General features: G+C 28.6%; 16 protein-coding genes and 1 riboswitch. Of the genes, 12 read left to right on the forward strand and 4 right to left on the reverse strand.

The features are described 5' to 3' along the window. Window positions 1-4: 4 nt before the first annotated feature. The 11 genes from IC213_RS10735 (at window position 5) to IC213_RS10785 (ending at window position 10064) form a co-directional block, all read left to right on the forward strand. On the forward strand, window positions 5-1828 hold the full coding sequence (locus IC213_RS10735) for an ABC transporter ATP-binding protein (protein ID WP_227482320.1): 1824 nt from the start codon (window positions 5-7) through the stop codon (window positions 1826-1828). A 118-nt stretch (window positions 1829-1946) separates the two neighbouring features. Continuing rightward, window positions 1947-2492, forward strand: a complete 546-nt coding sequence (locus IC213_RS10740) for an NADH peroxidase (protein ID WP_107594844.1) — start codon at window positions 1947-1949, stop codon at window positions 2490-2492. A gap of 164 nt (window positions 2493-2656) precedes the next feature. Further along, window positions 2657-3265 (forward strand): dienelactone hydrolase family protein, encoded by a 609-nt coding sequence (locus IC213_RS10745; RefSeq protein WP_227863068.1) that lies wholly within the window; start codon window positions 2657-2659, stop codon window positions 3263-3265. A 451-nt stretch (window positions 3266-3716) separates the two neighbouring features. After that, entirely contained in the window at window positions 3717-3926 is a 210-nt protein-coding gene (locus IC213_RS10750) for a FeoA family protein (protein WP_227432843.1), read from the forward strand. A 12-nt stretch (window positions 3927-3938) separates the two neighbouring features. Then, window positions 3939-4160: a FeoA family protein gene (locus tag IC213_RS10755; RefSeq protein WP_227432844.1), complete on the forward strand. Its 222-nt coding sequence runs from the start codon at window positions 3939-3941 to the stop codon at window positions 4158-4160. Between the two features lie 99 nt (window positions 4161-4259). After that, on the forward strand, window positions 4260-6416 hold the full coding sequence (feoB, locus tag IC213_RS10760) for a ferrous iron transport protein B (protein ID WP_227432845.1): 2157 nt from the start codon (window positions 4260-4262) through the stop codon (window positions 6414-6416). A 25-nt stretch (window positions 6417-6441) separates the two neighbouring features. After that, entirely contained in the window at window positions 6442-6594 is a 153-nt protein-coding gene (locus IC213_RS10765; protein ID WP_227432846.1) for a FeoB-associated Cys-rich membrane protein, read from the forward strand. A gap of 180 nt (window positions 6595-6774) precedes the next feature. Continuing rightward, window positions 6775-7485, forward strand: coding sequence for an AIM24 family protein (locus tag IC213_RS10770; RefSeq protein WP_227863069.1), 711 nt, complete (start codon window positions 6775-6777; stop codon window positions 7483-7485). A gap of 88 nt (window positions 7486-7573) precedes the next feature. Beyond that, complete coding sequence (locus IC213_RS10775; protein WP_227432848.1) at window positions 7574-8344, forward strand: ABC transporter permease; 771 nt, start codon at window positions 7574-7576, stop codon at window positions 8342-8344. Next, the gene (locus IC213_RS10780; protein ID WP_227432849.1) at window positions 8337-9068 is read left to right on the forward strand and encodes an ABC transporter ATP-binding protein; all 732 of its coding nucleotides are present in this window, start codon (window positions 8337-8339) and stop codon (window positions 9066-9068) included. Before IC213_RS10775 ends, IC213_RS10780 begins: the two co-directional genes overlap by 8 nt. 33 nt (window positions 9069-9101) lie before the next feature. Further along, on the forward strand, window positions 9102-10064 hold the full coding sequence (locus IC213_RS10785) for an NrtA/SsuA/CpmA family ABC transporter substrate-binding protein (RefSeq protein WP_413927302.1): 963 nt from the start codon (window positions 9102-9104) through the stop codon (window positions 10062-10064). Between the two features lie 115 nt (window positions 10065-10179). Here the strand turns inward: IC213_RS10785 and IC213_RS10790 are convergent, their stop codons facing one another. Continuing rightward, on the reverse strand, window positions 10180-10776 hold the full coding sequence (locus tag IC213_RS10790; protein WP_227432851.1) for a DUF3793 family protein: 597 nt from the start codon (window positions 10774-10776) through the stop codon (window positions 10180-10182). A gap of 244 nt (window positions 10777-11020) precedes the next feature. Between IC213_RS10790 and IC213_RS10795 the strand changes: the two genes are divergently transcribed. Continuing rightward, the gene (locus tag IC213_RS10795) at window positions 11021-11620 is read left to right on the forward strand and encodes a hypothetical protein (protein ID WP_227863071.1); all 600 of its coding nucleotides are present in this window, start codon (window positions 11021-11023) and stop codon (window positions 11618-11620) included. 152 nt (window positions 11621-11772) lie between these two features. On the opposite strand, the gene IC213_RS21310 is transcribed toward IC213_RS10795, so the two are convergent. From IC213_RS21310 to IC213_RS10810, 3 genes are read right to left on the reverse strand one after another with little or no spacing between them, the layout of a single operon-like run. Beyond that, window positions 11773-11871 (reverse strand): cysteine-rich KTR domain-containing protein, encoded by a 99-nt coding sequence (locus IC213_RS21310; protein ID WP_227433305.1) that lies wholly within the window; start codon window positions 11869-11871, stop codon window positions 11773-11775. 26 nt (window positions 11872-11897) lie between these two features. Beyond that, a complete protein-coding gene (locus IC213_RS10805) occupies window positions 11898-12704 on the reverse strand; it encodes an alpha/beta fold hydrolase (RefSeq protein ID WP_227836054.1) in 807 nt (268 codons plus the stop codon). Window positions 12705-12719: 15 nt separating this feature from the next. Beyond that, complete coding sequence (locus IC213_RS10810) at window positions 12720-13343, reverse strand: TetR/AcrR family transcriptional regulator (protein WP_227831145.1); 624 nt, start codon at window positions 13341-13343, stop codon at window positions 12720-12722. 601 nt (window positions 13344-13944) lie between these two features. Beyond that, a riboswitch (SAM riboswitch) is annotated at window positions 13945-14051 on the forward strand. Window positions 14052-14107 lie beyond the last annotated feature (56 nt).

Here is a 14107-nt window from a genome sequence, read left to right on the forward strand (position 1 = left end):
TGTATTGAATTTGAGTACTGGAAATCAAAAGGTGAGTAGATTAAAGAAAAAAGCAAAGCCTAAAGATTTTAAAAAAACATTTAAAAGAGTTTTTATGTACTTTAAAAAAGATAAAAAAATTACTAGATTAATTTTTTTACTAGTAATAATTGATTCAATTATATCAACTATAATACCATATACTCTTGGAAAAGTAGTTGACATAATAAATATTGATATATATTCAAAGTCTATTTTCTTAAAAGGAATACTTATTTTACTTTTATTTTATATAATTGAATTTTTAGTTAAGTTGTTCAAGGGGATATTTACAGCTAGATTATCTCAAAGCATAGTTAGAGATATGAGAAGTAATTTATTTCTAAAATTCAGGAATTTACCAATAACTTTCTTTGATAAGAGTGCTACTGGAGATATTATGAGTAGAGTAACAAATGATGTTGATAATATTAGTACAGGTATTTCAACTTCATTAGTACAATTAATTACAGGAATTTTGAACATATTGCTAACTTTCATTATGATGTTTATATTAAGCCCTATTTTAACTTTTTGCAGTATCGTATTAATACCAATAGTAATGTTTCTAAGCAATTTCATTGCAAAGAGGACTAGAGTTTTTTTTAAGCAACAACAAGTAGAATTAGGAAAACTAAATTCTCATATTGAAGAAATGATATCAAATATAAATGTAGTAAAAGCTTTTAATTATGAAAAAAAATCTGTAGGTGATTTCAAAGTAATCAATGATAGGCTTTTGAGTATTTCACTTAAATCACAGATTTATACATCTCTTTTAATGCCTATTATGAACGTAATTAGTAATATAGGATTTGCAATTATATGTATTATAGGTGGAGTACTTGCGTCTAAAGACGTTATAACTATAGGCGTTATAGCAAGTTTTTTAAGTTATGTAAGACAATTTACAAGACCTTTAAATGAATTAGCTAATTTATTCAATACATTGCTTTCAGCTGTAGCAGGATGTGAAAGAATCTTTGAAGTTATGGATGAGCAAGAAGAAGAACAAATAAATAGTAACACTAAAAGTGACATTTACAACAATAAAAATAATAATTTAAAAAAATCTTTTATAAATGGAGATATTGAATTTAAAGATGTAAGTTTTTCATATGACTCAAAAAAGAATATTCTAAGTGATATAAACTTAAAAATCAAGGCTGGAACATCAAATGCCATAATAGGAGAAACTGGCAGTGGAAAAACGACAATTATAAATCTGATTACAAATTTCTATCAAGTAGAAAAAGGGAAGATATTTTTAGATGGGAATGATATATATTCAGTTGATAGGAATTGTTTAAGAAATTATTTTGGAGTAGTTCCACAAGAAAGTTATATATTTAATGACACTGTTATGGAAAATATAAGGTATGGAAACCTAACAGCAACTGATGAACAGGTTATATCTGCTAGTAAAATAGCAAATTTACACAAGTTTATAATTAAAATGCATGGAGGATATGAGACTGTTTTATCAGATAGGGGTGAGGATTTAAGTGAGGGGCAAAAACAATTAATTAGTATTGCTAGGGCGGTATTAAAAAATGCACCAATACTTATTTTGGATGAAGCTACGAGTAATATAGATATAGCAACTGAAGCTAAGATTCAAGATGCAATAAATAATGTGACTTATGGAAAGACTAGTATAATTATAGCTCATAGACTAAGTACTATATCAAATTGTAACAATATAATAGTTTTAGAAAATGGACGAATTGTAGAATCTGGAAATCATAAAGAACTAATGAAACTCAAAGGTCATTACTACAGAAATATACTGCTGACAAATCGAAATTAAAAATTAATAAAAAATTTTAAAAAAAATTGTTTGAAGGTATATGACACGGGTATATATAGACTAACTTAGAAAATAAAAAATTAAATTTGATATATAAAATATTAGGAGGAAATTAATTATGAAAAAATTTGTTTGTACAGTATGTGGATATATACATGAAGGGGATGCTGCACCAGCACAATGTCCAGTATGTAAAGTTGGAGCTGATAAGTTTGAAGAAATGAAAGGCGAAAAGAATTGGGCTGATGAGCACAGAATAGGAGTAGCTCAAGGTGTAGATGAGGAAGTAATCGAAGGATTAAGAGCTAACTTTGTTGGTGAGTGTACAGAAGTAGGAATGTATTTAGCAATGAGTAGACAAGCTGATAGAGAAGGATATCCAGAAGTAGGAGAAGCTTATAAGAGAATAGCTTTTGAAGAAGCAGAACATGCTGCTAAATTTGCAGAACTTCTTGGAGAAGTTGTAGTTGCAGATACAAAAGAAAACTTAAGAGTTAGAGTTGACGCTGAATATGGTGCAACTGATGGAAAATTAAAATTAGCTAAAAAAGCTAAAGAATTAGGATTAGATGCTATACATGATACAGTACATGAAATGTGTAAAGATGAAGCTAGACATGGTAAAGCATTCTTAGGATTATTAAATAGATATTTTGGAAAATAAATTTAATATAAATTAAGTAAACTTTTAGGAGTATTTCATTCATGGTTTTTAAAGATTATGAGTGAAATACTCCTTTTTGAGTAAATTAGATTCTAAAACAGTAAATTGACATACATATAGGAATACATTAAACTAAGTATAAAAATATTGACTATTTAATAAAGGTGGTGGATAAACTGATTAAGTATACACATAAAAGTAAAATAGCTATTGTAGTGCTACATGAAATTTATGGAGTTAACAATTTTATAAAGGATATTTGTGAAAAATACTATCAAGATGGATATGATGTATTTTGCCCTGAACTTTTGGGTAGCGGGAAAGTTTTTTCTTATTTAAAAGCTCAAGATGCATATAATTTTTTTATAAGTAATATAGGATTTAATGTCTATGAAAAAGTAGAAAAACTTATAAATGATTTAAAATTAAAATATAAGCATGTATTCGTTATTGGATATAGTGTAGGTGCAACAATTGCATGGAGATGCAGTGAAAATTCCTTATGTGATGGAATAATTTGCTGTTATGGTTCTCGAATTAGAGATTATATGGATGTAATTCCAAAATGTCCTGTTTTATTAGTATTTGCAAAATACGATTCATTTGATGTTGAGTTTGTTGCTTCTCAACTTGCCAAAAAACAAAATATTCAAATTGAAATCGCAGAGGCAAATCATGGTTTTGTTGATACATACTCAAAAAATTATTCCAATATTCATACACAAACATTTAATCTTCAACAAATAGAATTTCTATCTAAATATTCAAGTTAATAGAGAATATAATTATTTATAATAGAATTTAAACTTTGTTTGTCACACTCTCATACACAGAAGAAGAGAGTATGTCAAAATACATTTGTTTGTTGATATTTTAAAATTAGATAAAGACATTTTTACAGAAAAAGATGAAAGTAATAATGAAAATGTTTCTAAGTAAGAATTAAGTATATAAATAAATATAAAATAGATAAAAAATATGTTAAGACAAATAAGATTTGTATGAGGAATAAAAGTAATTGAGAGAAAAAATCAAAAGAATACAATAATCACTTGCAAAAACTATACTATTATGATAGACTTAAATCAAAATTAAGAATTGTAAAAAGAAGGAAAAAAATAGGTAATCATTTTAATGAACCACAATTTAAAAATAAGATACTAGAATTTAAATAGAAGGAAAAGTTTACATATAAATTTAAACTAGTATAAGGAGGAATATCGTATGCCATTAGTATTATCAAATATAGGAGAAGAAGTAGTTATAAAGAAGATTTCAGGAAGTGATAAGACAAGAACATTTTTAAATAGCATAGGATTTGTAGTAGGAACAAATGTTAAAATAATTTCTAAGATAGATGGTAATTTAATAATAGATGTAAAGGATACTAGAATTGCATTAGACAAAAAAATGGCAAGTAGAATAATAATATAGGGAGGTAGTAATATGAACAAGCTAAAGGATATTAAGTGTGGGGAAACTGTAAAAGTTAAAAAATTAGAAGGAGAAGGAGCTACACGAAGACGTATAATGGACATGGGAATTACAAGAGGTGTTGATGTATTTGTGAGAAAAGTAGCTCCTCTTGGAGACCCAATTGAAATAACAGTTAGAGATTATGAACTATCAATTCGTAAATCAGATGCAGAAAAAATTATTGTGGAATAATAAAGTTAATTATAGTAAAGTTAATGCAATTATATAGTGAGAATGATTTTCTGTATCAAAAATAATTTATATATCTAAATATTAATGGAGGGAATGTAAATGTCAATAAAAATAGGTCTCATAGGAAATCCTAATTGTGGCAAGACAACAATGTTTAATGGACTTACAGGTTCATCACAATATGTTGGTAACTGGCCAGGAGTAACAGTTGAAAAAAAAGGTGGAAAATTAAAAGGAAATAAAGATGTAGAAATAGTAGATTTACCAGGTATTTATTCTCTATCACCATATACATTAGAGGAAGTTGTTACACGTAATTTTATGCTTGATGATAAACCAGATGCAGTAATAAACATTGTAGATGCATCAAATATAGAGAGAAATTTATATTTAACAACTCAGGTTTTGGAATTAGGTATACCTACTGTTATAGCTCTTAACATGATGGACGTTGTTAAGAAAAATGGAGATAAGATAAATATTAAAAAATTATCAGAGGTTATAGGTTGCCCTGTAGTAGAAGTAACAGCTGTTAAAGGGCAAGGAATTATGGAAGCTGCTCAAAAAGCAATTGAAATTGCAAGTGGTAACAATAAATTAGATTTTAAGTTACCTTTTGTTGATGAAAGCAAAGGAGCAATAGAAAAAATCGAAAAGATAATAGAGGAAAAAACTCCATATATAGATATGGAAACACGTTGGTTAGCTATAAAGTTATTTGAAAGAGATGAAAATGTTATACAAAAGCTTGATATTTCTAAAGTAATATTAAATGACATAGAAGAGATAACTAGAAATTGTGAAGATGAATTGGATGATGATAGTGAAAGTATAATCACAGCAAATCGTTATGAATTTATTAGTTCAATAATTTCAAGCATAATAAAGAAAAATAGAAATGGTAAAGAAACTGTTTCAGATAAAATAGATAAGTTTGTAACAAACCGTATATTAGCACTACCTATTTTTGCACTTATAATGTGGGGAGTTTACTACATAGCAGTAAGTTCATTGGGTGCTATAGCAACTGATTGGACAAATGATGTATTGTTTGGAGAAATTATTCAAGGTAATGTAAGTAATTTCCTAGCTTCCGTAAATGTAGCTGATTGGTTACAAGGTCTTGTAGTTGATGGCTTAATTGGTGGAGTTGGAGCTGTATTAGGATTTGTACCACAAATCATGCTTTTATTTTTGCTATTATCAATACTTGAAGATTGTGGATATATGTCACGTGTGGCTTTTATAATGGATAGAATATTCCGTAAGTTTGGTCTTTCAGGAAAGTCATTTATACCGATGCTTATAAGTTCAGGTTGTGGAGTTCCTGGTGTTATGTCAACTCGTACTATAGAAAATGATAGAGATAGAAAAATGACTATCATGTTAACTACATTTATTCCATGTGGAGCTAAGATTCCAATAATAGCTTTATTTGCAGGAGCACTGTTTGGAGGGGCTTCATGGGTAGCACCATCAATGTATTTCTTAGGAATTGTAATGATAATTGTTTGTGGAATTATATTAAAAAGAACTTCTTTATTTGTTGGAGAACCATCTCCATTTGTTATGGAACTACCTCAATATCATGTTCCTAGTGCAAAAGGAGTTTTAATTCATATGTGGGATAGAGGAAAAGCATTTATAATCAAAGCAGGTACAATTATCTTTGTTGCTTGTGGAGTAATATGGTTCTTACAATCATTTAACTGGTCACTACAAATGGTAGATGCAGGAGATAGTATATTGGCTAGTCTAGGAAATATAGTTGCACCAATATTTGCACCTCTTGGATTTGGAAACTGGCAATCATCAGTAGCAACAGTTACAGGTCTAGTAGCAAAAGAGAATGTAGTTGGAACATTTGGCGTTTTATTTGGTATATCAGATGCAACAGAACAAGACCCAACACTTCTTGGTTCAGTTGCAAGTATGTTTACAGTAGTCAGTGCATTTTCATTTATGGCATTTAACATGCTTTGTGCACCTTGTTTTGCAGCTATTGGTGCTATAAAAAGAGAAATGGGTTCATGGAAATGGACATGGATTACATTAGGGTTCCAAACTTTAACAGCTTATATAGTTGCTCTTCTTATCAATCAAGTTGGAAGTGTACTTTTAGGAACTGGTGGAAGTATTGCTGGGGCAATAATATCTATAGTTATAGCAATAGCTGTAGTATTTGGGGTTTTAACTTATTCAAATCGAACAATAAAAAAAGATAAAATTGGTAATTTGAGCTATATGAAAAATTAGTTCATATAAATAAGGAGTGATGATTATGGCTACATTTATTATAGCAGCTATTGTGGTAGTATTAATGGCATTGGCTGTGATGCATATGGTTAATAACAAGAAAAAGAATGGCAGTAGTTGTGGATGTGGTTGTTCTGGATGCTCAAGTAGTAAGAGTTGCCATGATACTAAAAGATAGATAAAATAAGAGTCTGATAATAAAGTAAGTTAAACTTTTTATCAGGCTCTTATTTTTTATATAAATAATAAATTTCATATTTGAAGTCAATTAGACTATATTATATTTTTACTGTATAATTATAGACAAATATATGATTAGGAGGGATTATTGCTAAATACAGCAATATAAATGTTTATTATGTTTAAATTTGATGTAACAAATGAACTTATGTGTATAGCAAGAGGAAGTGGTAAATTTTTTGCTAAAAAAGGTGCTATGGTAGCATTTAAAGGAAATTTTAACTTTGAAAAATTAATATTAGGCCCAAATAATGGTGGTGGTTTAGGTAGAGCATTGCTAGGACATGTTCAAAGGTCATTGACAGGAGAACAAATGCCAATAATGGTTGTTGAAGGTGAAGGTGAAATTTACCTAGCACAAAATGCTTATCATGTAGATGTAATATCAATTGACCCAGGTGACTCGATTTGTGTTGAGAGTGAAAACTTATTAGCATTTTCAGAACAACTAGATTATAGTGTAAAATTAATTGGTTCAGGAGTAATATCTCAAAAAGGACTTTTTACTACACATTTAATAAATAAAACAAGTCAAAATCAAGATATTGCCATAATAACAGATGGGAACCCTCTAATACTTGAAGGGCCTTGTTGTGTCGACTCAGATGCGTTAGTAGCATGGACTGGAAGGGAACCATATCCTAAAGTAGCAAAACTATCATGGAAAACTTTTGTTGGTCAGACTTCAGGGGAATCTTATCATATGGAGTTTGTTGAGCATGGTCAAATTGTTATTATACAACCATCTGAAAGATTGTCCAGCTTGAATACAGATGCAACACCTTCTGACAGAATGAGGTCAGGTGGAGTAAGAATTGGTATAGATTAATTTTTATAGTGAATTTTAATTGTAGCTTAAAATATATTTAAAGAATAAAAAGGGTAGCAGGGGTAGGTATATTAAAAAGGAGTATTAGATGCTGGAGAGAATTCATAGAAAGTTTAAAGGATATTACATTTTCTTACTAATCTTAGTTTTATGGAAAATTGTATGTGTTTTAGGTATATGGAGTAGCTATATTTTGCCTCCGCCTGAAAGAGTTTTGGAAACTTTTATAAAAATGATAAATGATGGTTCTATTTTTTTAAATGTTTATGCTAGTGTGAAGAGGATATTTATAGGTTTTTTAATAAGTTCATTGATAGCAATACCACTTGGAATCGTGTTTGGTGTAAATAAAAAAATGTATGAATATTTCAAGCCACTATTTGAATTTATGAGAAGTACACCTCCACTAGCCTTAATACCTATGCTGATTTTATGGTTTGGTATAGGTGAAGAGTCTAAAATTATAATTATAGTTTTAGCATCGTTTTTTCCAATATTTTTAAATACACTAAAAGGGATAAAAAATTGTGACAGTAAATTAATTGAAGTAGGCAAGTCTTTTAATTTATCTAAGAAAAGAATTTTTTGCAAAATAATAATTCCTAATTCTATGTTAGATATTGTTGTTGGACTTAGTTTAGGTCTTGGGTATAGCTTTAGAGCTATAATTGGTGCAGAACTTATTGCGGCTTCTTCAGGTTTAGGATACTTGATTTCTGACGGTAAGGATATGTCAAGAACTGATATTGTACTGGTTGGAATTTTTGTTATTGGTTTTTTAGGTATACTTTCAGATTATCTATTTTCAATGGCAATAGCAAAATTTAGTAAAGGGAAGCAGGTTGATTTAAATGGTTAGAAATGGATTTTTATTAGAGAATATACATAAAAAGTATTTAGTTGATAATAAAGAACATTTAGTGCTTGATGATATATCATTAAGTATATCTAGCGAAGAAATAACGGTTATACTAGGGGAAAGTGGCTGTGGGAAGACAACCTTGCTTAGAATTTTAGCAGGTCTTGAAAGTACTACTAGTGGAAATGTATATTTTTTTAATAATGATAAAAAGTGTATCCCAAAAGTAGGAGTTGTTTTTCAAGAAAGTAGACTAATGCCATGGCTAAATGTAAGTGAAAATATACTTTTACATACTGAAAAAAATAATAGAAATAAAGTTGATTTAGATAGATATTTAAAGATGATGAAACTTGAAAAGTTTAAGAACTCATATCCAAATGAGTTATCAGGAGGAATGGCTCACAGGGTAAGTATTGCAAGAGCTCTTTCTTTTAATCCAGATATTCTATTGATGGATGAGCCATTTGCAGCATTAGATTATTTTACAAGAAGAAAAATGCAAAAAGAAGTAGTAAATATCCATAAAAATACTAAAAAAGGGGTAGTATTTGTAACTCATAATATAGAAGAAGCTATGGAAATAGCAAAGAAAATAATTGTTTTTAGTAAAAATAAAGGGATTAAACAATTTAGTGTCGAAGATGAATATAATAGAGATTTAACTAAAAGCTATTATATAAGCTTAAAAAAAGAAATATTAAGGGAATTGGGGGAGTTTTAAGTGATTAAAAGAAACAAAAAAATTTTAGCAGTAATGACATCTTTAGTAATGGTATTGGTTGGGACTGTGGGATGTTCAACCAAAGAAGAGGGTAATAAAGATGTTCCTACAAAAAAAGAGACTAGTTTACCTAAGGAAATAAATTTAACCTATGTGAAGTCTCCACTTAACGTTCCAAGTATACTGGAAAAGAAAGATGATTCATTTGGTAAGGAATTTAAAAAGGATAATATAAAAGTTAATTTTCATGAACTAACAACAGGCCCAGAACAAACTCAGGCACTAGCTGCTGGAGAATTAGACTTTTTACATGCATTAGGTGGAACATCTGCTATAATAGCAGCATCTAATGGAGTTGGACTTAAAGTTACAAATATCTATAGTAGATCACCAAAAGGATATATGCTTATAACTAACAATGAAAATATCAAATCTATAAAAGATTTAAAAGGTAAGAAAATTGTAGGTCCAAAAGGGACTATACTTCATCAATTATTGATTGCTGCACTTGCTAAGGAAGGTTATACGATAGATGATGTTGAATATGTAAACATGGATATTCCTAGTGCTGCCTCTGCATTAGAAAGTAAAAGTGCAGATGTTGCAATGCTTGCAGGGCCAGTGGCTTTAAAAACAATAAATGCAGGTAGCAAAATGATAGTAAATGGAGAAGGTTTAGTTAGTGGAATAATAGTTACTGCAGTAAGTGATGATTTTGCTCAAAAATATCCTGAATTAGTAAAAAGATTTATGAAAGTTCATGAAGAGACTTTAAAATATATGGATGAGAATAAAGGTAAGGTAATGGAAGAGGTATCAAAAGAAGTTGGTTTAACTTTAGATGAAACAAAGGAAATGTATTCTTGGTATGATTTTAGTTCTAAGATAACAGATAAGGACATAAAAGAGTTAGAGGACACACAAGAATTCTTGATGTCTAATGGAATGCAAGAAAAGAAAATAAATATTAAAGATATGTTATATAACCAAAATTAGTATATTAAGAAATTAGCATATTAAAATAGAAAATACATCCTTAAGTTATTGTGATAATAACATGATAAAAAAGGATGTATTTTTATTTTTAATTATTTTATAGAATAAAATCTAATTAGAAACAGCTTACTATTTTATCTACACTTATGTAGTCAAGTAATTTTCTCATTTTTTTACGATGAAGCAAGAACTTAGAATATGTGTCTTCTGATTGTTTTGGATCACCATAAACTTTCCAATACCTAATCATAGAAACTTCATAGTTACTATATCCCATAAATCCAATTACATCTTTAAGGGGATATCCTAAAAAAATACCTATTTCATCAGGAAAAGTATCAGTTTTAAGCTTTTCAACTAGATGCTCTAAATAAGCATTTACATTAGTATTTTGTTTGTATCCTAAAAACTTCAAGAAATTTACTGTTTTTTTACATTTTAATCTTTCTGACAATGCTGTTTTATTTACAAATAAAATTTTTAATCCTTTTTTTTCTTTATCAATAACTATAAAATCTATTCTTTTACAATTATATAGATATTTGTAAATATCATTAATTTTTTCCTCTCTATTTACATCAGTAAATGAAATATTTATTATTTCAGCAGGTTTAGAGCCTAAAAAAACTGGACCTAAAACTTCTAAAAGCCATTTTATATATGATGATTCAATTTTATTCTTACAACAAAATTGTGAATTGCAACAATGCATAAAAGATAACCTCCTTCAAATGAAAATTAATATCAATTAATTAAATTATACTATGAATGATAATCAATATCAATAATAAAATTATATTTTTTTTATTAATTACTTATCTATTATAATTTCCCAAAAAATAAATTATAAATTGTTTAATTTTAGTAAATAAAAAATAAAAATATAGAAATACTAAATTGAGAAAGAACTTTATTAAAACTTTTTGTAATATAAAACATCTAGGAGGATAATAAAAATGAAATTAAAAAGAACTTTATTTGTAGGACTAGCGTTAGTATTAGCTATAGGTATGACTGCTTGTACTAAAAAAACTGAAAAACCAAATGAAAATGCAGGAAAAAATCCAAATGAATCAGTAAACAACAATGAAGGTTATATGAATTATTATTCAACAAGCTATAATGATTATATAGCAGGTTTAAATAGATATTCTATTTATGATACTCCAGAAAGTATAAATAATCAATTTAAAGATAAAGAATATCCAGGAAATGAAAAATATTTAAGTGATGTAAAGGCTGCATACAAAGACAGTAGAGACAAAATACAATCATTTGTAACATCTATTAAAAAAGATGGTAAAACAGAAGATGCTGAATTAAAGAAAATGAATGATGAATTAATAACTGAAGGTGAAAGATTAGTAAAAGATATAGATGCTAGATTAGAGAAATTAGATAAAGTATCTGATGAAGATATGAAAAAAGGTCAAAATGACTTTATGAAACTAGTTCATGGAACAGAAAATGTTGGAAATGATATAGGTAGTGGTTTTAGAAAAATGATAAAAGACATGAATGATAGATTAGGAATAACAGGAAATAATAAAAAATAGTAGAATAACCTGCCAATATCAACAATAAAAATTATTTTATAAAGCGCTGTAAAGCCACACGAACACTATGTTTGTGTGGCTTTATGTGTTTCTATTTTAGTTGCTTAAAAATTCCGTTTTACGCCTATTTGATTTCAATATTCAATGATGGCTTATAAAAACAGTAAAAAAATATAAAACGAGAAATTTTCAGGTATAGTATCTAATCGAATTTTTAGCCTTGTTTTGTTGCCACATACAGGATAGCGTATCTACTCTATTTTTATAATGCTTTACTTTATTTCGATAAATAATTTAGAACACGATTATTAAAATCTTTTGCTTCCTCATACGCAGCATGTCCAAGACCTTTATATATAAATAATTCGCTGTCCTTAATTTTATCAGTTAATTCAACAGAAGAAGTTACACCAACTATCTTATCGTTATCGCCCCCAATTATCAAAGTGGGACATATAATATTATTCAACTCCATATATGCATCATGCTGAATACAAGAGGATGCTTGTATGAGAAACCGTCTAAAATCTTTAGGTTTACCGATTTTCCCAAGCAAAGGGTAAAGAAAACGATATTTTTTTAGATAATTCTCTGAATAAGAATTTTCTGATATGTCAATCATTAGATACTTATATTTTTCTTGCTCTGCCAATGTAATCCAATTCCCAACAACTTCTTGTATGTTTTTATTCTGCTTTGATAGCGTAACTGCCAGTACGAGTTTCTCAATTAAATCGGGATAATCAATAGCAAGGTATTGTGCTATCATTCCACCTTGAGAAATACCTAAAACTTTAGCTTTAGTGATACCAAGTATTTTCATGGCTTTCGCTTGGTCTTTAGCCATATCTCGTGTAGAATAACCTTCTTTTAAATGGTTTTTTCTGCTAAAAACATATACTTTATAGTCTTTGGCGTACATGCGATATGCTATAGCCATTGCGATAGCCATTCTTTTGACTGTGGTTAATCCATCGCCTAGTCCAGGAAGCATGATTAAAATATCACTACCATTTCCAAAAGAGATATAGTCCATATCTGTATCGTCAATGCTGACGCATCCACCTTTTGCCTTCCAAAACATAACTGTATCCTCCTTTTATTTTAAAAGCCCCATTTTTAATATTTCCAGATATTCTGTTAGACTTTTTACATATTCATTTTGTATGTGTTCGAATGAATAGTTATCTATTTGAGTACTTACTAAAAAAGAATCGTTAAAACCTTTTAGAAACCACTTCAAAATGTCGATAGTTTTCTGCTTATCCCAACGAAAATTACTCAAATCAATATCTTTAACTAGATTGTCATATACATCAAATTCCTTAATACTATATCGTTCTATGGTCTTTTGGTAAATCTCAGTATCACTTCTTGTAAATGCACCTATTAACAATTTTGCTTTTTCAGGATTTTGAATATACCAAGAAAATTCTAAAGCAGAATATTCAATTATTCGTTGGAATAACTCTGGTGAAATGGCGATTGTCTTTTTTTCTAAACTTTCAATAAAGTCTGCTGTGACGGTATCAAGTATGAAAAAATACAATTCCTCTTTAGTAGAAAAATATTTAAACAAGCTACCTTTACTAATACCAGAGCTTTTAACTATTCTATTGGTGGAACTATTTGTATAACCATATGTTGCAAATTCAGATATTCCCACACTAATAATATTCCTTTGTTTGTCTTCATTAAGCTCAAAAAATAATTTTGTAGGCATGATATCTCCTTATGTAATGACCGACTGGTCATTTCCGTTGTACAATATTAGTGACCATGTGGTCACTGATATTTAGTATACTTATTAGTCACTTACTTGTCAATGAGTTTTTCAAAAAAATGTTACAAGTGGAGATATTATAATGCTTTATTACAATCTTTTCTTACATAGTGACGTATTTGGTTTTTGCCTGCCAACGAGACTGTATTTAAAGTTCCAATAACTCCAGTTCAGATGATTAGTATTTTCACAAATATTTACTTCGCATTTTAAAATAGTTCGTTTTTATTTTTTACTCCAAGTTCTTTGCAAATAAGTTCTTTATATGCTTCTACTTTTGCTGGAAAATCACTAACATTCTACTCGAAGAAATCCACATCCAAATAGAAATTAGATAGAACAAGTATCAGTTTTGTCAAAATAATTGAAAGAGTAGTATCTTGATATCCATTTTCTAAACTGATATGAGGTTTTATGAACTTTGTTTTCAATTCAGAATAATAAAAAATAAAAATTTCAAATAAATTTATTGACAAATATTATTAATAAATATATTATATATAACATAGCAAGAAATGATAATCGAATTAAATTAAATAACGTCTTATCAAGAGTGGTGGAGGGACTGGCCCTTTGAAACCCGGCAACCAGTATATTTTATATACATTGGTGCTAAATCCTGCAACTAATATAGTTGATAGATGAGTATAAATAGCTTTCTAAGCCTGAGTTTATACTCAGGCTTTTATTTTGTTAGATACAAA

The sequence above is a fragment of the Clostridioides sp. ES-S-0049-02 genome, assembly GCF_020658465.1.
Taxonomy (GTDB): domain Bacteria; phylum Bacillota; class Clostridia; order Peptostreptococcales; family Peptostreptococcaceae; genus Clostridioides.